The 17,593-nt window shown below is 70.7% G+C and carries 16 protein-coding genes; 5 read left to right on the forward strand and 11 right to left on the reverse strand.

Annotation, left to right across the window (positions count from 1 at the left end):
- Positions 1-134 precede the first annotated feature (134 nt).
- From OWR29_RS16000 to OWR29_RS16030, 7 genes are all read right to left on the reverse strand, one after another.
- Positions 135-350 (reverse strand): ubiquitin-like protein Pup, encoded by a 216-nt coding sequence (locus tag OWR29_RS16000; protein WP_215787104.1) that lies wholly within the window; start codon positions 348-350, stop codon positions 135-137.
- An 80-nt stretch (positions 351-430) separates the two neighbouring features.
- Complete coding sequence (gene dop / locus OWR29_RS16005; RefSeq protein WP_369077352.1) at positions 431-1,948, reverse strand: depupylase/deamidase Dop; 1,518 nt, start codon at positions 1,946-1,948, stop codon at positions 431-433.
- A 47-nt stretch (positions 1,949-1,995) separates the two neighbouring features.
- Positions 1,996-3,219, reverse strand: a complete 1,224-nt coding sequence (locus OWR29_RS16010; protein ID WP_267563621.1) for an acyltransferase family protein — start codon at positions 3,217-3,219, stop codon at positions 1,996-1,998.
- Between the two features lie 60 nt (positions 3,220-3,279).
- Positions 3,280-5,061 carry a proteasome ATPase gene (arc, locus tag OWR29_RS16015; RefSeq protein WP_267563622.1) on the reverse strand — a complete coding sequence of 594 codons (1,782 nt, stop codon included), beginning with the start codon at positions 5,059-5,061 and terminating at the stop codon, positions 3,280-3,282.
- A gap of 338 nt (positions 5,062-5,399) precedes the next feature.
- Positions 5,400-5,990 carry a hypothetical protein gene (locus tag OWR29_RS16020; protein ID WP_221379373.1) on the reverse strand — a complete coding sequence of 197 codons (591 nt, stop codon included), beginning with the start codon at positions 5,988-5,990 and terminating at the stop codon, positions 5,400-5,402.
- 93 nt (positions 5,991-6,083) lie between these two features.
- Entirely contained in the window at positions 6,084-7,046 is a 963-nt protein-coding gene (locus tag OWR29_RS16025; RefSeq protein ID WP_324291247.1) for a tRNA (adenine-N1)-methyltransferase, read from the reverse strand.
- On the reverse strand, positions 7,046-8,155 hold the full coding sequence (locus OWR29_RS16030) for a site-2 protease family protein (protein WP_438872606.1): 1,110 nt from the start codon (positions 8,153-8,155) through the stop codon (positions 7,046-7,048). The genes OWR29_RS16025 and OWR29_RS16030 overlap by 1 nt, the downstream gene beginning before the upstream one ends.
- A 153-nt stretch (positions 8,156-8,308) precedes the next feature.
- Between OWR29_RS16030 and OWR29_RS16035 the strand changes: the two genes are divergently transcribed.
- On the forward strand, positions 8,309-9,430 hold the full coding sequence (locus OWR29_RS16035) for a RecB family exonuclease (protein ID WP_267563623.1): 1,122 nt from the start codon (positions 8,309-8,311) through the stop codon (positions 9,428-9,430).
- 423 nt (positions 9,431-9,853) lie between these two features.
- Complete coding sequence (locus tag OWR29_RS16040; protein ID WP_438872607.1) at positions 9,854-10,567, forward strand: LuxR C-terminal-related transcriptional regulator; 714 nt, start codon at positions 9,854-9,856, stop codon at positions 10,565-10,567.
- Between the two features lie 244 nt (positions 10,568-10,811).
- Here OWR29_RS16040 and OWR29_RS16045 read toward each other — a convergent pair whose 3' ends face one another.
- The 3 genes from OWR29_RS16045 to OWR29_RS16055 form a co-directional block, all read right to left on the reverse strand.
- Positions 10,812-10,955, reverse strand: a complete 144-nt coding sequence (locus OWR29_RS16045) for a hypothetical protein (RefSeq protein WP_267563625.1) — start codon at positions 10,953-10,955, stop codon at positions 10,812-10,814.
- A gap of 1 nt (position 10,956) precedes the next feature.
- Positions 10,957-11,766 (reverse strand): DUF4097 family beta strand repeat-containing protein, encoded by an 810-nt coding sequence (locus OWR29_RS16050; RefSeq protein ID WP_267563626.1) that lies wholly within the window; start codon positions 11,764-11,766, stop codon positions 10,957-10,959.
- An 82-nt stretch (positions 11,767-11,848) separates the two neighbouring features.
- Entirely contained in the window at positions 11,849-12,367 is a 519-nt protein-coding gene (locus OWR29_RS16055) for a hypothetical protein (protein WP_267563627.1), read from the reverse strand.
- A 182-nt stretch (positions 12,368-12,549) separates the two neighbouring features.
- Between OWR29_RS16055 and OWR29_RS16060 the strand changes: the two genes are divergently transcribed.
- Positions 12,550-13,305, forward strand: coding sequence for an ABC transporter ATP-binding protein (locus OWR29_RS16060; RefSeq protein ID WP_438872597.1), 756 nt, complete (start codon positions 12,550-12,552; stop codon positions 13,303-13,305).
- Complete coding sequence (locus OWR29_RS16065) at positions 13,305-15,833, forward strand: ABC transporter permease (RefSeq protein ID WP_267563629.1); 2,529 nt, start codon at positions 13,305-13,307, stop codon at positions 15,831-15,833. The genes OWR29_RS16060 and OWR29_RS16065 overlap by 1 nt, the downstream gene beginning before the upstream one ends.
- Here the strand turns inward: OWR29_RS16065 and OWR29_RS16070 are convergent.
- Positions 15,802-16,464 carry an HAD family hydrolase gene (locus tag OWR29_RS16070; protein ID WP_267563630.1) on the reverse strand — a complete coding sequence of 221 codons (663 nt, stop codon included), beginning with the start codon at positions 16,462-16,464 and terminating at the stop codon, positions 15,802-15,804. The two genes, OWR29_RS16065 and OWR29_RS16070, sit on opposite strands and share 32 nt — an antisense overlap.
- 148 nt (positions 16,465-16,612) lie before the next feature.
- On the opposite strand from OWR29_RS16070, the gene OWR29_RS16075 reads away from it, so the two are divergent.
- The gene (locus tag OWR29_RS16075; RefSeq protein ID WP_267563631.1) at positions 16,613-17,590 is read left to right on the forward strand and encodes an aldo/keto reductase; all 978 of its coding nucleotides are present in this window, start codon (positions 16,613-16,615) and stop codon (positions 17,588-17,590) included.
- Positions 17,591-17,593 lie beyond the last annotated feature (3 nt).

A 17,593-nucleotide genomic window follows, 5' to 3' on the forward strand; every position in this document is an offset into this window, starting at 1 on the left:
GTGGTCGACGTGTTGGACCTGATGGCGACGGCCGCCAGGCAGACAAGCACCTGACGGCCGCACATGATCCCCGCGGCTCACCGCGGCTCGTTTTTCGCTCTGGGCTTAGCCGACCCAGAAACGGACAACCAGGTCTACTCTCCGCCCTTTTGGACGTAGCCCCTCACGAACTCTTCCGCGTTCTCTTCGAGCACGGAGTCGATCTCGTCGAGCAGGTCGTCGACGTCCTCGGTGATCTCGGCGTGCCGCTCGGCTACCTCAGGGTTGGCTTCAGTGGTGGTCTCGTCGATCTGCTCGTCCTGCCGGCCCTTGCCCGACTGCGACTGCCCGCCGGTGTCCCGAGTTGCCATCGGTGTCCCCCTTCTGCGCCACCCGGAAGCCTGCGCCTACGGGTTGAGAAAAACCTACCTCGCGCCTGTGACAAAACCACTCAGCGCGCGGTGATGACTTCGAGGAGATCCTTCGCGCTCTCGCACTTGTCGAACAGCGCGCCCACGTGCTTCTTGGTCCCCCGCTCGGGCTCCATCATCGGCACCCGCACGAGCGACTCGCGCCCGACGTCGAAGATGACCGAGTCCCAGCTGGCCGCGACCACTTCGGACGCGTACTGGGCCAGGCACCGCCCGCGGAAGTAGGCCCGCGTGTCCTCCGGCGGCTCGGCCATGGCCCGCTGCACGTCGTCCGGCTCGAGCAGGGTCTTCATCGACCCGCGGGCGACCAGCCGGTGGTACAGCCCCTTCTCGGGCCGCACGTCGGCGTACTGCAGGTCGACCAGCTGCAGCTTGGGCGACGACCAGCCCAGGTTCTCGCGCTCGCGGTAGCCCTCGAGCAGCCGCAGCTTGGCCACCCAGTCGAGCGTGTCGGCGCATTCCATGGGGTCGCGCCCGAGCTTGTCGAGCGTGTCCTCCCAGCGGTCGAGCACGTCGCGCGTCTGCTCGTCGGCGTCGTCGCCCTCGCGCTGGTCGACGAATTCGCGGGCCCGCTCGTAGTAGGCCCACTGCAGGTCGAGCGCGGTCAGCTTGCGCCCGTCGCGCAGCCGGATCAGGTGCTTGAGCGAGGGGTCGTGGCTGACCGACTTGAGCTCGCTGACCGGGTCGGCGATGCCCAGGTCGCCGCTGAACACCTTCTCCTCGATCATGTTGAGCACCAGCGAGGTGGTGCCCATCTTGAGGTAGCTGGCGATCTCGGACAGGTTGGCGTCGCCGATGATGACGTGCAGGCGCCGGTACTTGTCGGCGTCGGCGTGCGGCTCGTCGCGGGTGTTGATGATGGGCCGCTTGAGCGTCGTCTCGAGCCCGACCTCGACCTCGAAGAAGTCGGCCCGCGAGCTGATCTGGAAGCCGGAGCCGCTGCCGTCCTGCCCGAGGCCGACGCGCCCGACGCCGGTGAAGATCTGCCGGGTGACGAAGAACGGCGTGAGGTGGGCGACGATGTCGGCGAACGGGGTCTGCCGCCGCATCAGGTAGTTCTCGTGCGACCCGTACGAGGCGCCCTTGTTGTCGGTGTTGTTCTTGTAGAGCTGGATGCGGTGCGTGCCGGGGATGGTGGCCGCGCGCCGGGACGCCTCGGCCATCACGCGCTCGCCGGCCTTGTCCCACTTGACGACGTCGAGCGGGTTGGTGCACTCGGGCGTGCTGTATTCGGGGTGCGCGTGGTCGACGTAGAGGCGGGCGCCGTTGGTCAGTATCACGTTGGCCAGGCCGAGGTCTTCGTCGGCGAGGGCGTCGGCCGGGTCGTAGGCGGCGCCGGAGTAGGTGAAGCCGCGCGCGTCACGCAGCGGCGACTCCTCCTCGTAGTCCCACCGGGCGCGTCCGCCGCGGTTGAGCTCGGGCCGCGCGCCGTACGCGTTGACCACCTGCGACGAGGTGACCATCGGGTTGGCGCCGGGCTGCCCGGGGACGCTGATGCCGTACTCGACCTCGGTGCCCATAATCCGTCGAACGCTCATGCGACCACCCCACCCGCCACGTTGCCCCTGTTGCTCATGTATCGAGCCTAGACGCTCTCGCGCGCGTTATCGCCCCGCGTGGTGCGCGGCGCGGCACTCTGGGTGTGCGGCAAATGAGATGCATCGATCCGCGCGGCGAGCCGGCGGCCGAGGGCCTGCCCCGGTTGTTCCACGATGCGGTAGCCGATCGCGGCCAAGGTCAAGACAATTATTACGTACGCGACCCCGGCCGCAACCCTGGTCGGGAGCCCCTGAGTCCCGAGATCCGGGACGAGGCGCGGGATCATGAAGAGCACGACGACGTGCAGCAGGTACAGCGAGTAGCTGATCCGCCCGAGCCACGTGAGCCCCTGCGGCATCGCGCGCTTGCGAAAAACGTACGCCAAAAGGAATGTCGCCACGACCGCGAGCGCCGTGCCGAGCCCTTGATCGCCGATGAGAGCCCCCGTCACGACGACGAGCGCGAGAACGGCCGGGACGTCCCCGATCTGCCTGTGCTGCCACCGATAGATCACCGTGCCCGCGAACATGACCGCCAGCAACAGCAGGCCCTGCGCCGACGAGCGGACCGTACTGCCCGGCCCGGCGTGCCCGTTCAGGGCCGGCAGCAACACGAACGCGATCCCGATGGCCCCCGCCGCCAGACCCTTGACCTGCCAGATCAAGGTCAACCCCACCACCAGCACCAGTACGGCGGCCAGCAGGCGACGGTCGGACCAGGAGTTCCCGGTCGACGACTCCGGCAGATACGCCCCGCCCAGCCCCGCCACCAGCCCCAGCCCGGCCGCGTACCAGGCGCTGTGCCGATGCGCCCGGGCGGCGAACAGCCCCGCCACCACCAGGTAGAACACCATCTCGTAGGACAGCGTCCAGAACACCCGCACGACCCCGCGCACCCCGACCAGGTCGGGCATCATCGTGATGTGCGCGAGCACGCCGGCCCCGGTCTCGGCCCGCAACGACGCCTGCCAATGCAGCAGCCCGGCCGCCGCCAGCAGCGCGAACAGGCCGATGGTGACCAGGTAGGCCGGGTAGATCCGGCACAGCCGGCCGATCCAGAACCGCCGCAGCGATCCGTGCCGCTCCAGCGACATCGGGATCACGTACCCGCTGACCAGGAAGAACAGCAGCACCGCGTACTTGCCCAAGTCGATCTGCCGCATGACCGCCAGGTGCGCCTCGTCGCCGATCACCTGCGGGCTCAGGTGGAACAGCACGACGGTGATCGCGGCCAGCCCGCGCAGGGCATCGAGCCAGTCCAGGCGCCTCATGCGGGGTCAAACGAAAGCGCGGGCCGGGGGAAACCCCCGGCCCGCGCTTCGAAATGCCTGTTACAGGTACTGACCGGTGTTGCTGGCCGTCTCGATGGAGCGGCCGGCCTCGGCGCCCTTGCCGCCGGAGACGAGCGTGCGGATGTAGACGATCCGCTCGCCCTTCTTGCCGGAGATGCGGGCCCAGTCGTCGGGGTTGGTGGTGTTGGGGAGGTCCTCGTTCTCGCGGAACTCGTCGACGCAGCTGTCGAGCAGGTGCTGCAGGCGCAGCCCCTTCTTGCCGGAGGTGAGGAACTCCTTGATGGCCATCTTCTTGCCGCGGTCGACGATGTTCTGGATCATCGCGCCCGAGTTGAAGTCCTTGAAGTACAGGACCTCCTTGTCACCGTTGGCGTAGGTGACCTCGAGGAAGCGGTTCTCCTCGGACTCGGTGTACATCCGGAGCACGACCGCCTCGATCATCGCGGCCACCGTGACGTCGCGGTCGTTGCCGTGCTCGTTGAGGTCTTCGCTGCTCAGCGGCAGGTCGGACAGGATGTACTTGCCGAAGATGTCCTTCGCGGCCTCGGCGTCCGGACGCTCGATCTTGATCTTCACGTCGAGACGGCCGGGGCGCAGGATGGCCGGGTCGATCATGTCTTCCCGGTTGGAGGCGCCGATCACGATGACGTTCTCGAGGCCCTCGACGCCGTCGATCTCGCTGAGGAGCTGGGGAACGATCGTGTTCTCGACGTCGCTGGAGACGCCGGAGCCACGGGTGCGGAAGATCGAGTCCATCTCGTCGAAGAACACGATCACCGGGGTGCCCTCGCCGGCCTTCTCCCGAGCCCGCTGGAAGACCAGGCGGATGTGCCGCTCGGTCTCACCCACGTACTTGTTGAGCAGTTCCGGGCCCTTGATGTTGAGGAAGTAGCTGGTGTGCTTCTCTTCCCCGCGCCGCTCGGCGATCTTCTTCGCCAGCGAGTTGGCGACCGCCTTGGCGATCAGGGTCTTGCCACAGCCGGGCGGGCCGTAGAGCAGGATGCCCTTCGGCGGGCGCAGCTGGTGCTCCCGGAACAGGTCGGCGTGCAGGAAGGGCAGCTCGACCGCGTCGCGGATCTGCTCGATCTGCGAGTGCAGGCCGCCGATGTCGGTGTAGTCGACGTCGGGGACCTCTTCGAGGACGAGCTCTTCCACCTCGCTCTTGGGGATCCGCTCGTAGGCGTAGGCCGACCGCGGCTCGATCATGAGCGAGTCGCCGGCCCGCAGCTTGCCGATCTCGAGCGAGTCGGCCAGGAAGACGATCCGCTCCTCGTCGGCGTGCGAGACGACCAGGGCCCGGTCGCCGCGTTCGCCGTCGGGGCCCAGCAGGACCTCCTTCAGCGTCACGACCTCGCCGCTGCGTTCGAAGCCGAACGCGTCGACGACGTTGAGCGCGTCGTTGAGCAGGACCTCCTGCCCGCGCTGCAGTTCCTCGACCTCGAGGGACGGCGAGACCGCCACGCGGAGCTTGCGGCCGCCGGTGAAGACATCGACGGTGCCGTCCTCGTGGGCGGTCAGGAAAACGCCGTAGCCGCTGGGCGGCTGGGCGAGCCGGTCAATCTCTTCCTTGAGAGTGACGATCTGGGCCCGGGCTTCCTTCAAGGTCGCCACGAGCCGGTCGTTGTTCTCGGTCAGTCGGGCCAGCTGCGCCTGCGTTGCCGCGAGCCGTTCCTCGAGCTGCCGGACGTGTCGTGGGCTTTCGGTCAACTTCCGCCGCACAAGAGCGAGTTCCTCCTGAAGGAACGCGACCTGGCTGGAGAGATCGTTGGCCTCTTTTTCCCAACGTGCGGCGCGGTTGTCCGCCTCGTCGCTGCGTGCCACGTCCCACCTCCCCGGGGGCTCGAACGTCTTGGGATAACACTAGCCGCTGCGGACCGGATTTCGACCCATGCAACACCCTCGTCACCGAGTCTTGATCCATTCGGCCGGTGTGCGCAAGGAGTTTGTCGGGGGGTTCCGGTACGGTCGGCGGCTTCCCTTCGGCCGCCGCGCCGGATTGGGGGCCATCAACCCCCAGGCCAGGAGCTTTGCATCAGTACGGGTCACCGGAAACGGGCGCTTGCGGCGCACACGGGAGCCGTTCCCCCGAAAGGCGACAAGCGTCGATGACGACGGCGGAAACTCCGAAAAAGTCACACGCGCGAAACCTGTGTCGCAGCCTACAAAGTGGGGCGCCCCACCAAGGAAGCCACCACGCGCGAGAACTCCTCGAGCCGCGCGATCTGCCCCGGACCCCCGTCGTCGAGGGTCTTGCCGAAGCGCAGCGCGTCGTGGCGGATGGTCGCGCGCGACTCCCCCTCGTCCATGCCGGGCGGCGGCACCGCGTCGTCCACCGAGCTCAGCAGCAGGTAGACGTCGATGCTGTCGACCCGCGCCTGGCCGTTGGAGGTACGGGTCAGCCGCCGCCGGCAGCCCACCTCGGTCACCGTGGAGAGCGGCACCACGCGCAGCGACGAGGTCATCGAGCCGACCGGGCCGTCGCCGGGCGCGACGTCCTCGCCGTGCCAGAGCACCAGGCGGCTGCCGTCGCAGATCACGACCTCTTGCCAGACGCCGTTGACCTCGTTGACGAAGCGCTCGAGCGTGAAGCACAGCACCGAGGCGCCGCGCAGCACGCCGAACAGCGCGTCCAGAGCCACCTCGGGGTCGCGCAGGTAGGCGCGGGCAGCCGAGTCGAGATCCTGGTAAGGCGACCAGTCCGGGAAGACCGCCGGCATCTCGTTGCTGCCGCCGAACGGCGGTGAACTCATCGCGCCCACCCGATCCTCCCCGAGCCGTGCCACTGCCGAACTGGAAGCTACCCGAACGCCGAGCGCCGCGTCACATCCACGAGCCAGGAGGCGTCATTCGATCGGTGAGCGGTCGCCGGCCGCGTCCTCGTCCGGCTCCTGCTGGGCGGCCAGCGCGGCCTGGGCGGCCCGCTTGAGCGCGTACGCCTCGGCGCCCTTGCTCGGCTTGCGGCGGCGCGGCGGGGCCGTGACACCGGGCGCCAGCTTGCGCGCCGACACCAGGAACGCCGTGTGCGCGATCATCCGGTGGTCGGGCCGGACGGCCAGGCCCTCGGCGTGCCAGTCGCGCACCAGCGACTCCCAGGCCCGCGGCTCCGTCCAGCCGCCGCGCTCGCGCAGCGCCTCGACCAGCTCGGACAGCTGCGGGGTGGTGGCCACGTAGCCGATGAACACGCCGCCCGGCACCAGGGCCTTCTCGACCATGTCGAGCGCCTCCCACGGGGTGAGCATGTCCAGGACGATCCGGTCGAAACCGGTCTCGGGGTTGCTCGCCACGTCGCCGGAGTGCAGGTGCCAGGCCGGGTGCGGGCCACCGAAGAACGATTCCACATTCTTGCGGGCGATCGCCGCGAAATCGTCCCTCAGCTCGTACGAGTGCAGTTCGCCGCTGGTTCCCACGGCCCGCAGCAGCGAGCAGGTCAGCGCGCCCGAGCCGACCCCGGCCTCGAGCACCTTGGCCCCGGGGAAGATGTCGCCCATGGCCACGATCTGGGCCGCGTCCTTGGGGTAGATGACCTGGGCGCCGCGCGGCATCGAGAGCACGTAGTCGCTGAGCAGCGGGCGCAGCGCCAGGTAGGCCGTGCTGCCGGACGAGGTGACGACGCTGCCGTCGGGCAGGCCGATCAGGGCGTCGTGCTCCAGCGCGCCGCGGTGGGTGTGGAACGACTTGCCCGGTTCCAGCACGATCGTGTGCATGCGGCCCTTGGGGTCGGTGAGCTGGACGCGGTCACCCGCCCGGAACGGCCCGCGGTGCGCGGGCTGGGACTCGTCGACGACAGTGGCTGGCGAAATGGTCACTACTTCTCTTTCTGCTTCACGGGCGGGCCGGCGCGGCGGGGTTCCAGCACCTGGGCGACGTCGCCCACCCGCAGAACCCCCACCACATCCTCGCCCGAGGTGACGACGTACTGGGCGGCAGGGTGCGCCTGCAGGGCGCGCACGACCTGCTCGCCGCTGAGCCCCAGCGGCAGCGCGGGCACGGCGTCGCGCGAGCGGGACACGCTGTCGACGGCCACCCACGGGCGCCGGTCGACCGGGACGCGCTCGGCGGCGACCGGATCGACCAGTGCGGTGAGATTACCGGCCGAGTCCGACACGGCGAGCACCACGTTGGGTCTCGGGTCCTCCGAGCGGCGGCGCTGGGCCTCGCCGAGCGGGGTGCCGGCGGGCACGGTGAGCAGCGGGCGGGCCAGCTGGTTGAGGTCAACCAGGGGGAACCGGCGGGTCATCCGGGCCAGCCGGATCGACTGCCCGGCGCCCTGCCACAGGGTGAACACGACCAGCAGGACGAACAGCAGCCCGAGCAGGGTGATCGTGCCCAGCCGGTAGAACCAGAAAGCGGTCATGCCGGTGCCGAAGGCGATCAGGCGGCCCGCCCAGCCGGCCGCCTCGGTGGCGTGGTTGCGGTCCTTCAGCAGCGCCCACAGGCCGGCGCGCAGGGCCCGCCCGCCGTCGAGCGGCAGGCCCGGCAGCACGTTGAAGATGGCGACGAGAATGTTGCTGGCGGCCAGCTGGAACGCGATCTGACCGGCCATCGTGCGGTCCGGGATGGCGAAGAAGGCCGCCGTGGCCAGCCCGCCGAGCACCAGGCTGACGGCCGGCCCGGCCAGGCTGACCAGGGCGTCGACCCGCGGGGTGGGCGCGTCCCGGTCCATCTCGGTCCAGCCGCCCAGCAACTCCAGCGTGATCCCGCGTACACCGATCTTGAAGCGCTTCGCGGTCAGCGCGTGCCCCAGCTCGTGCAGCAGCACCGAGCCGAGCAGGCAAATGACGAAACCCAGACCCACCAGGTACGCGATGGGCTCCGGCAGGTCGAGCTGACCCCGCACGTAGTTGCCGTAGACCACCGTGACCAGCACCGCGAGCAGGATCATCGATCCGTTGACGAAGATCGGGATGCCCAGCACGTGGCCCACCGGGCGGGCCGCACGCCCCGTCCGGCGCCGCTGCCGGGCCCCGTTGCTGCTCGCCGCGCTGTCATTCACGCCGTCGATGCTACGGAGTCGCCCTGGGAACTCCCGGAGCGCGTTTTGTCGTACCCCTGCCCTAGCCTTTCCGGTATGACAGCACCGACGGTCTCCCCCGCTGACTCCCCGGCCCCGCACACGGGTCCCTCGCTGTCACCGTCGCGCGCGGCCGATTTCAAGACGTGCCCGCTGCTGTTCCGCTTCCGCACGATCGACCGCCTGCCCGAGCAACCCACCGCCGATCAGGTACGGGGAACTCTGGTCCACGCCGTCCTCGAGGCGCTGTTCGACCTGCCCGCCGCCGAGCGGACGCCGGAGGCCGCCGCCGCCCTGGTCGCCCCCTCCTGGCAGCGCCTGCTCGCCGACGAGCCCGAGCTGGCCGAAATCTTCGCCGCCGCCACCGAGCCCCCTTCTCTGCTCGACGCGGCCGGCCGCCCGATCGACACTGCCGCCTCCCCCGGCCTGGCCACAGGTGCCTCCGGGGCTTCCGTCCATCCCGCCGCGGCCTCCGCCGACCTCGCCGCGACTTCCGCCGACCTCGCCGCGACTTCCGCTGGCCTCGCCGCGGCCTTCGTCGACCCCGCGGCCGCTGACGCCGAGGCCGACGCGACGGGTGGCGTCGGCCCCGATGCCGGCGAGCAGGCCCGCCTGGCCGCGTTCCTGGCCGGCGCGCAGGCTTTGCTGCCCGGCTACTTCGCGGTGGAAGACCCGAGCCGCCTCGAACCGGCCGAGCGCGAGACCCTGGTGTCCACCCTGGTCGACGACGAGCTGCTGATCCGCGGCTACATCGACCGCCTGGACGTCTCCCCCACCGGCGACCTGCGCGTGGTCGACTACAAAACCGGCGGCGCCCCGCGCGAAGCGTTCGAGGGCCGCGCCCTGTTCCAGCTGAAGTTCTACGCCCTGGTCCTGTGGCGCACCCGCGGCGTCGTCCCCCGTGTGCTGCGGTTGGTCTACCTGAAGGACGCCGAGGTCTGCGACTACAGCCCCGACGCCGAAGAGCTGGAACGCTTCGAACGCACCCTGGTCGCCCTCTCCCAGGCCATCGAGCGGGCCAAGCACGAGCAGACCTTCCTGCCCAAGCGCAGCCGCCTGTGCGCCTGGTGCAGCCACCAGGCTTTCTGCCCCGAGTTCGGCGGCACTCCCCCGCCGTACCCCACCACCTCCGACGACCTGCTCCAGCCCACCCCCACCGACGACGACCGTCTGGCCTGACCGCGCCCCGCCGCAGGCCCGATCTGGGTTGCGGGCCGTCGTGCCCGGACCAGGCTGCGAGCCCGCACCGAGGTCCGAGCCAGCCCCATGACCGAGGTGGGCAGCCGCGTTACCGGGCCGATGGGCGGGCCGCCGCGCGCTGCCCTTTTCGCCGCAAGCCCGACCCGGGTTGCGGGCCGTCGTGACCGGACCAGGTGCGAGCCTGCGCCGCGGTGCGAGCCCGCCCCGTGACCGAGGTGGCCGCCGCGTGACCGGGCCGATCGGCGGGCCGCCGCGCGCCGCCCTTTTCGCCGCAGGCCCTAAGGTTGCCGCCATGGCTCGCACCCGCCTACCGGCTCTCCGGTGACCCCGTCCGGCCCGCTCGGGGGTCCTCAGCCGGCAGCGCCGCGCCCGCTGCGCGTCCTGCTGGCCGACGCGGCCCCCATGCAGCGCTCGGGGCTGCGCGCCATCCTGACGGCAGGCAGCGCTTCGCCGGCCGTCGGCCGGGACGGCGGCGCAACGGCGGGCGGTGGCCACGTCGGCGGCCTGGCTACCGGCGGGGCGGCGGACGACGAGATCGTGGTGGCGGGCGAGACCGGCGACGGCGGCGAGGCGGTCGACCTGGCCCGGCGCCTGCTGCCCGACGTGCTGATCACCGACCTGGCCCTCCCCCGCGTGGACGGCCTGGGCGTCACGCGCGCGGTGTCCGAGGCGGGCCTGCCCGTGCGGGTGCTCGTCCTCAACGACCACGACACCGACGAGGACGTGCTGGCCGCGATCGCCGCCGGAGCGGCCGGCTACCTCAGCAAGGACGCCCCGGCCGATGAACTCGTGGCCGCCGTCCGGGCGGTCGCCACCGGCGGCGCCGTCATCACGCCCGCGGTGCTGGCCCGCATCCTCACCCGCGTCGCCGAGGCCCTGCCCGCTCCCGAGACCACCACCTCGTCCAAGCTGGACACCCTGACCGACCGCGAACGCGAGGTCCTGGTCCACGTGGCCCGCGGCCACTCGAACGCCGAGATCGCCGCCGCTCTGCAAGTCAGCGAGACCACGATCAAAACCCACGTCGGCCACGTCCTGACCAAGCTCCGCCTGCGGGACCGCACCCAGGCCGTCGTCCTCGCCTACGAAACCGGCCTGGTCAAGCCCGGCGCCTGACGGCCGGCGACAGCGCCCAAGCCGTCGTCCTCACCTACGAAACCGGCCTGGTCAAACCCGGCGCCTGACGGCCGGCGACCGCACCCAAGCCGTCGCCCTCGCCTACGAAACCGGCCTCGTCAAACCCGGCGCCTGACGGCCGGCGCCGCAGGCCGGCGAGCGCATCGTGCGATCGCTCGCGTACCGGAGACAGGGAAGCGCCCCCGGAACGGCGGGTGCCGTGTCCGGGGGCGCTGGGCCGGGATCAGTCCTCGCGGCGCGGGTTGGGTGTCGGGCCGCGGCTGACCGGCCACTCGGGCGGGGTGAAGCGGTCACTGCGCTTGCGCAGGCCGGAGCGGAGGCGGCGGCGGACGGAGTTCTCGAGGCCGTAGCGGTTGTCGGGCAGCATCTCAGGCAGCCTTCCTGTCGGTGGCGCGGTGCAGGTGGATGTCTCCGCTGGCGGTGCGGATGGTCAGTTCGACGGCGGGGCCGTCGGAGGCGGGCGGGGCCGTCTCGGGCTGGGTCAGGTCGGTGATGGTTCGGCCGGAGGCGGTGCTGACGTCGAGCCAGACGCCGGCGCCGGGCTCGATGCCGACCTGGACGTCGCCCGAGGCGGTCTTGATCAGGCTGCGGCCCTCGCGCAGGCGGCCGACCCGGACGTCGCCCGAGGCCGTCGAGACCAGGACGGCGCCGCCGGCCGCGTCGACGCGGACGTCACCGCTGGCCGACTTCGCGCTGACGTCACGGGTGACGTAACCGACGCGGATGTCGCCGGAGGCGACGCCGACGCGCAGCGACCCGCCGACGCGGCCGACGGCCAGGTCGCCGCTGGCGCTGTCCACGTCGCCGTCCCCGGTGATCTGGTCGATCTGGATGTCGGCCGAGGCGACGTCGAGCTTCACCGTCTGCCAGGCGCCGGTGGCGGCCACGTCGGCCGAGGCGCTCTTGCCGGCCAGCGAGCTGCCGGCGGGCACCCGGGCGGTGATGGCGAGCTTCGGCGTGCGCCGCAGCGTCCACGAGCTGCTCTGTTCGCCGATGACCAGGGTGTCGCCTTCGAGCAGCACCGGGGTCTTGTCGGCGGCCTCGCGGGAGCTGTCCTTGCCGTCCATCGGTTCGACGGTGACCTGGATGTCGTCGCGGTCCTCGGCGAGCAGGCGGACCACGCCGCTGCGGGCGTGCAGGGCCACCGTGACGGGCTGGGGGTGCTGGAACTCGTACATGAGGGGTCTCTTTCCTGCCGTTTGCGGGCATGCCGATCAGGCTCGACCCTCACCGAGGGTCAAGGTCAAGGGGTGGAACTGCTCAGGCCTGGAAGTAGCCGGTCACCCGCTTGGGGTTGCGGCCGGCCGGGCCGGGAAAGGGCGGCGGCGGGAACGGCGGCGGCATGGGCGTGTTGACGGCCGCGGTGACCGCCCGCACCAGCCAGGCGTTGACCGAGATGCCCTCGGCCGCCGCCGTCTGCTCGACGTGGGTCTTGAGCGATTCCGGCATCCGCAGGGTGAGCCGGGTCAGGTCGCCGTCGGGCGGCACCGGCGCCGCGGGCGCGGCCGGCGGAACCGGGGGTTCCGGCGGCTCGGGGGCGTGGTGGTTGACCACCAGGTCGGCCTCGCGACCGCGCAGCCGCACTTCGACGCTGGCGTCGGGCAGCCGGGTGGTGATCTCGGCCGCCGCGTCGGACAGCGCCTCGAGCAGCGCCAGGCGGGCCGACGCTTCGAGTGAGTGCCCGAGCAGTTCGGCGGCCCGCGTGGTTTCGGGACCGGCCGGCGCCGCGGCGGCCGCGAGGTCTGCCCGGAGTGTTTCGAGGTACGGCGTCAAGTCCATGACACCACTATGACGTCATGACTGACGTCAGTCAAGTGTCAGTCCGCCGTCACTTTGACATCTCAGGGTCGACCCTGAGAAACCCCTGGGTGCTTCCCGTACCCGAATCTCCGCGTACGCGTACGCCGCTGGGCTGACGTCATCACGCTGTCACACCGAAACACTGGGCCGCAGCGGAAACCATGACCAGGGGGCTACAGATGATGGGGACGAAGGCGGCGCGCGCCGACGACGTGTGGAAGGTCTACGGGAAAGAGGAGGCGCGCGTGGTCGCCCTGCGCGGGGTGAGCGCGAGTTTTGAACGAGGCAGATTTACGGCCATCATGGGCCCGTCCGGCAGCGGCAAGTCCACGCTGATGCACTGCCTGGCCGGGCTGGACACGGTCACCCGCGGCACGGTGCACATCGGCGGCACCGAGGTCACCGGCCTGAACGACAAGGCGCTGACCCGGCTGCGCCGCGACCGCGTGGGCTTCATCTTCCAGCAGTTCAACCTGCTGCCGACGCTGACCGCGGCCGAGAACATCCTGCTGCCGCTGGACATCGCCGGCAAGAAGCCTGACCCGCAGTGGTGGGACACGGTGATCGGCACGGTGGGCCTGGGCGACCGCCTCGGGCACCGCCCCAGCCAGCTCTCCGGCGGCCAGCAGCAGCGGGTGGCGTGCGCGCGGGCGCTGATGAGCCGGCCCGACGTCATCTTCGCCGACGAGCCGACCGGAAACCTCGACTCCAAGGCGGGCGCCGAGATCCTGGCCTTCCTGCGCAGCAGCGTGATGGAGCACGGCCAGACGATCGTGATGGTCACCCACGACCCGGTCGCGGCCAGCTACACCGATCGCGTGATCTTCCTGGCCGACGGCGAGATCGTGGCCGAGCTCGACAACCCGACCCCCGAGTCGGTGCTCGAGCAGATGAAGGCCGGGGAGGTGCTGGTCTGATGCTGCGCGCGACGCTGAAGAGCCTGCTGGCGCGCAAGCTGCGGCTGGTCCTCTCCGGTCTGGCCGTGGTGCTCGGTGTCATGTTCGTGGCCGGCGCCTTCGTCACGACAGACACGCTCGGGCGTACGTTCGACAAGCTGTTCGCCGAGGGCTACTCGCAGACCGACGTGGCCGTCATGGCCAAGCCCAAGGTGGCGGTGTCCGAGATGGAGGGCGAGCAGGTCCTGACCCCGCTGCCCGCGTCCCTGGTCGACCAGGTCGCCGCCGTTCCGGGCGTGGCCAAGGCGACCGGCGTGATCTCCGACGACGGCGCCCGGGTGATCGGCTCGGACGGCAAGGTGGTGACCAGCTACGGACCGCCCCGCATCGGCATGAACTGGGTCGGCACCGACGACCTGATGCAGATGCGCCAGGGCCGCGGCCCCGAGAAGGACAACGAGATCGCCGTCAACGAGGCCGTGGCCAAGGCGGCCGGCATCAAGGTCGGCGACCGGGTGGGCGTGCTCACCCAGCTGCCGAAGAAGACGTTCACGCTGGTCGGCGTGTGGGGGTACACCGAGGGCCGGGACAGCATCGGCGGCGTCCAGGAGGTCGCCTTCACCACGCCGCAGGCGCAGCGGTCGATGCTGGGCCAGACCGGCGTCTTCACGCAGGTCACCGTGCGCGTCGACAAAGGTCGGGAGCCTTCCGCCGTACGGGACCAAATTGCGGCCCGGGTGGGCGGGAGTTACGACGTCAAGACCGGCGAGCAGCTCGCCGCCGACAGCGCCGCCCAGTTCAAAGAGGCGCTGAGCTTCTTCAACAACATCCTGCTCGGCTTCGCGGGAGTGGCCCTGTTCGTGGGCACGTTCCTCATCCTCAACACGTTCTCGATCATCGTGGCCCAGCGGACCCGTGAGCTCGCCCTGATGCGCGCGCTCGGCGCCGGCCGTCGCCAGGTGATCAACTCGGTGCTCGTCGAGGCGCTGGTGATCGGCCTGATCGCCGCCGTGTTCGGCCTGGGCGCGGGCGTCGGGGTGGGCGCGCTGCTGGTCACGCTGTTCGGCTCGATGAGCGGCGGGCTCGATCCGGCGCCGGTCGGTGTGCCGTTGGCCGCGATCCTCAGCTCGCTGATCGTCGGCGTGGTGGTGACCGTGGTCGCGGCGGTGCTGCCCGCGCTGCGCGCCTCGCGGATCTCGCCGATCGCCGCCATGCAGGACGTCGCCACACCCGATCGCCCGCTGACCAAGGTGACCGTGACCGGGGCGATCATCGGCGCGGCCGGCGCGACCATGCTCGGCATCGGCCTGTACGGGACCAGCTCGCTGTGGCTGATCCTGGCCGGGGTGCTGGTCACGTTCATCGGGATCGCCCTGCTCACGCCGCTGATCAGCAAGCCGGTGGTGGCCGGTCTGGGGCGCCTGTTCTCGTGGTCGGTGCCCGGCCGGCTGGGGCGGCTCAACTCGGGCCGCAACCCCCGGCGTACGGCGATAACCGCGGCCGCCCTGATGGTCGGCATCGCCCTGGTCACCGGCGTCACCGTGGTGATGGACTCGGCCAAGCAGAGCATCGCCGCGCAGGCCGAGAACACGGTCAAGGCCGAGATCGTGATCGGCGGCGACCAGAACGGGCCCCGCCCGCCCACCTTCGACGACGCGGTGCTGGCCAAGACAGCGGCTCTGCCCGGCGTACGGGCGGCGGCCGGCCTCTGGAACGACCAGGCGCTGGTCAACGGCGAACGCACGTACGTCGACTCCACGGACAACCTGGCCAAGATGGCCGACGCGTTCGGGCAGGCGAGCCTGCCGGTGCTGAAGAACGGCCAGATGGCGGTCAGCCAGCAGGAGGCGGCCGAGCACAGCTGGGCGGTCGGCAGCGTGCTGAGAATCCAGCTGCCGCGCGGCGAGGAGCACAACTACACGATCGTCGCGACCTACGACGAGGACGCCATGCCCGGCACGTACTTCCTGCCGGCGGCGGCGTCCAAGGAGTTCGGCATCACCCAGCCCATGCTCGGCTTCGTCCGCCTGGCCGACGGCGCGACCATGGCCCAGGTGCTGCCCCAGGTAAAGGCGCTGGTGGCGGACAGCCCCGAGGTCAACGCGACCGACCGCAGCAGCTACATCAACCAGCAGGTGGGCACGTTCGACACGGTCATCACGATGATCCAGGTGCTGCTCGGCCTGGCCATCCTGATCGCGGTGCTCGGCGTGATCAACACGCTGGCCCTCTCGGTGCTGGAACGCACCCGGGAACTGGGCCTGCTGCGAGCCGTCGGCCTCGGCCGGGCCCAGACGATGCGCATGGTCACCGTCGAGGCCGTGGTCATCTCGGTCTTCGGCGCCCTGCTGGGCGTGATCGTCGGAGCCGGCCTGGGCTCAGCCGTCGTACAGGCCCTGGACGGCGAGGGCATCACCGACCTGGTCCTGCCCTGGACCCAGATGGCGCTCTACCTGGGCCTGGCCGCCCTGGTCGGCGTCCTGGCGGCCGTGCTCCCTTCGATCAAGGCAGCCCGGCTCAACGTTCTGGCTGCAATAGCCCACGATTGATCAGAAGCTCGGCCAGATAGTCGGGGTCCACGCCCACCAGTGAGGTGCGGAGGTGGACCCCGTCGGTCGGTGGGAGTTCGAGCTCGGACGGCACGGCCAGCACCGCCGCGCCCGAGGCGAGGGCGCTGGAGACGCCGGTGGGTGAGTCCTCGATGGCCACGCAGTCCTCGACGGCCACGCCGAGCAGCTTGGCCGCGGCGCGGTAGGGCTCCGGGTCGGGCTTGGGCATGGTGACCTCGTCGCCGCAGACGATGACGTCGAAGTTCTCGCGGCCCAGCGTCTCGAGAGCCACCTCGACCAGCTTGCGGCCGGTGGAGGTGACCAGCGCGGTGGGCAGACCGGCGAACCGTACGGCGTGCAGCAGGGCCTGGGCCCCGGGCCGCCACACCAGTCCCCCGGCGAACAGCTCGAACACGCGGTTCGTCAGCCACTCGACGTCGGGCGCCTCGGGACGGTCGGGCAGGTTCAGGTCGTCGCGGAAGATCCGCATGCTGTTCGCCATGCTGCTGCCGATCATGGCGTGCCGGGCGGCCGGTGACAGCGTGCCCCCGGCCCGCGCGGCCAGCTCGTGCAGCGCGACCTCCCACACCTTCTCGCTGTCCACCAGCGTGCCGTCCATGTCGAAGAGCACCGCGGCCGGTCGTCGCGCGTTCAGGATGAGCCTCCGTGGTCGAGAAGTTGCGTCGGCGACCATTGTCCCTCGTGGGACCGGTACCGCGCGGCTGTTGACTCCATCACTGTCGCGGCACGGGCCCGTGGGCAGGCGTAACTTCGGCGGCATGAGACGCGTATCGCTCGCGGGTCTGGACGTGTCCCGCCTCGGCCTGGGGTGCATGGGCATGTCGGCCTACTACACCGGCAAGGACTCCGACGACGCCGAGTCGGTCCGCACGATCCACCGGGCGCTCGAACTCGGGGTCACCTTCTTCGACACGGCCGAGGTGTACGGGCCGTACACGAACGAGGAGCTGGTCGGGCGAGCACTGGCCGGGCGGTGGGGCGAGGTGCAGATCGCCACCAAGTTCGGGCTCCTGACGCACCGCGGTGGCGACGACCGTACGCGCAATATTGACAGCCACCCGGACAACATCCGCGCCGCGCTGGACGGATCGCTGCGGCGGCTCGGCGCCGACCACATCGACCTCTACTACCAGCACCGGGTCGACCCGAAAGTGCCGGTCGAAGAGGTCGTGGGCACGCTGGGCGACCTCGTGCAGGCGGGCAAGATCCGGCACATCGGGTTGTCCGAGGCGGGCGCGGGCACGATCCGCCGGGCCCACGCCGTGCACCCGATCACCGCGGTGCAGTCGGAGTACTCGCTCTGGACGCGCGACGTCGAGGCCGAGATACTGCCCACGCTGCGCGAACTGGGCATCGGCTTCGTGCCGTACTCGCCGCTCGGCCGCGGCTTCCTCACCGGCGCCATCCGCGACCGGGCCGCGCTCGACCAGGACGACTTCCGGCTGTCCACGCCGCGGTTCACCGGCGACAACTTCGAGCAGAACCTGCGGATCGTGGACGAGGTGGAGGCGGTCGCGCGTGAGGCCGGGGCCACGCCGGCCCAGGTCGCGCTGGCCTGGGTGCTCGCACAAGGCGACGACATCGCCCCCATCCCGGGCACCAAGCGGGTGGTCCGGATCGAGGAGAACGCGGCCGCCGACGCGCTGGACCTGTCGGCCGAGCAGTTGTCGCGGCTCACCGCCATCCGGCCGCCGGTCGGTGACCGGTACGCCAACATGAGCGAGGTCGCGCGCTGAACC

The sequence above is a fragment of the Paractinoplanes pyxinae genome (assembly GCF_026626335.1).
Lineage (GTDB): Bacteria > Actinomycetota > Actinomycetes > Mycobacteriales > Micromonosporaceae > Actinoplanes > Actinoplanes pyxinae.

Coding starts and splice junctions, on each gene's coding strand:
- OWR29_RS16065 (WP_267563629.1), top strand. CDS start 13,305: ATGCTGCGCGCGACGCTGAAGAGCCTGCTGGCGCGCAAGCTGCGGCTG.
- OWR29_RS16060 (WP_438872597.1), top strand. CDS start 12,550: ATGACCAGGGGGCTACAGATGATGGGGACGAAGGCGGCGCGCGCCGAC.
- OWR29_RS16055 (WP_267563627.1), bottom strand. CDS start 12,367: ATGGACTTGACGCCGTACCTCGAAACACTCCGGGCAGACCTCGCGGCC.
- OWR29_RS16035 (WP_267563623.1), top strand. CDS start 8,309: ATGACAGCACCGACGGTCTCCCCCGCTGACTCCCCGGCCCCGCACACG.
- OWR29_RS16050 (WP_267563626.1), bottom strand. CDS start 11,766: ATGTACGAGTTCCAGCACCCCCAGCCCGTCACGGTGGCCCTGCACGCC.
- OWR29_RS16000 (WP_215787104.1), bottom strand. CDS start 350: ATGGCAACTCGGGACACCGGCGGGCAGTCGCAGTCGGGCAAGGGCCGG.
- OWR29_RS16040 (WP_438872607.1), top strand. CDS start 9,854: ATGCAGCGCTCGGGGCTGCGCGCCATCCTGACGGCAGGCAGCGCTTCG.
- OWR29_RS16075 (WP_267563631.1), top strand. CDS start 16,613: ATGAGACGCGTATCGCTCGCGGGTCTGGACGTGTCCCGCCTCGGCCTG.
- OWR29_RS16010 (WP_267563621.1), bottom strand. CDS start 3,219: ATGAGGCGCCTGGACTGGCTCGATGCCCTGCGCGGGCTGGCCGCGATC.
- dop (WP_369077352.1), bottom strand. CDS start 1,948: ATGAGCGTTCGACGGATTATGGGCACCGAGGTCGAGTACGGCATCAGC.
- OWR29_RS16045 (WP_267563625.1), bottom strand. CDS start 10,955: ATGCTGCCCGACAACCGCTACGGCCTCGAGAACTCCGTCCGCCGCCGC.
- OWR29_RS16020 (WP_221379373.1), bottom strand. CDS start 5,990: ATGAGTTCACCGCCGTTCGGCGGCAGCAACGAGATGCCGGCGGTCTTC.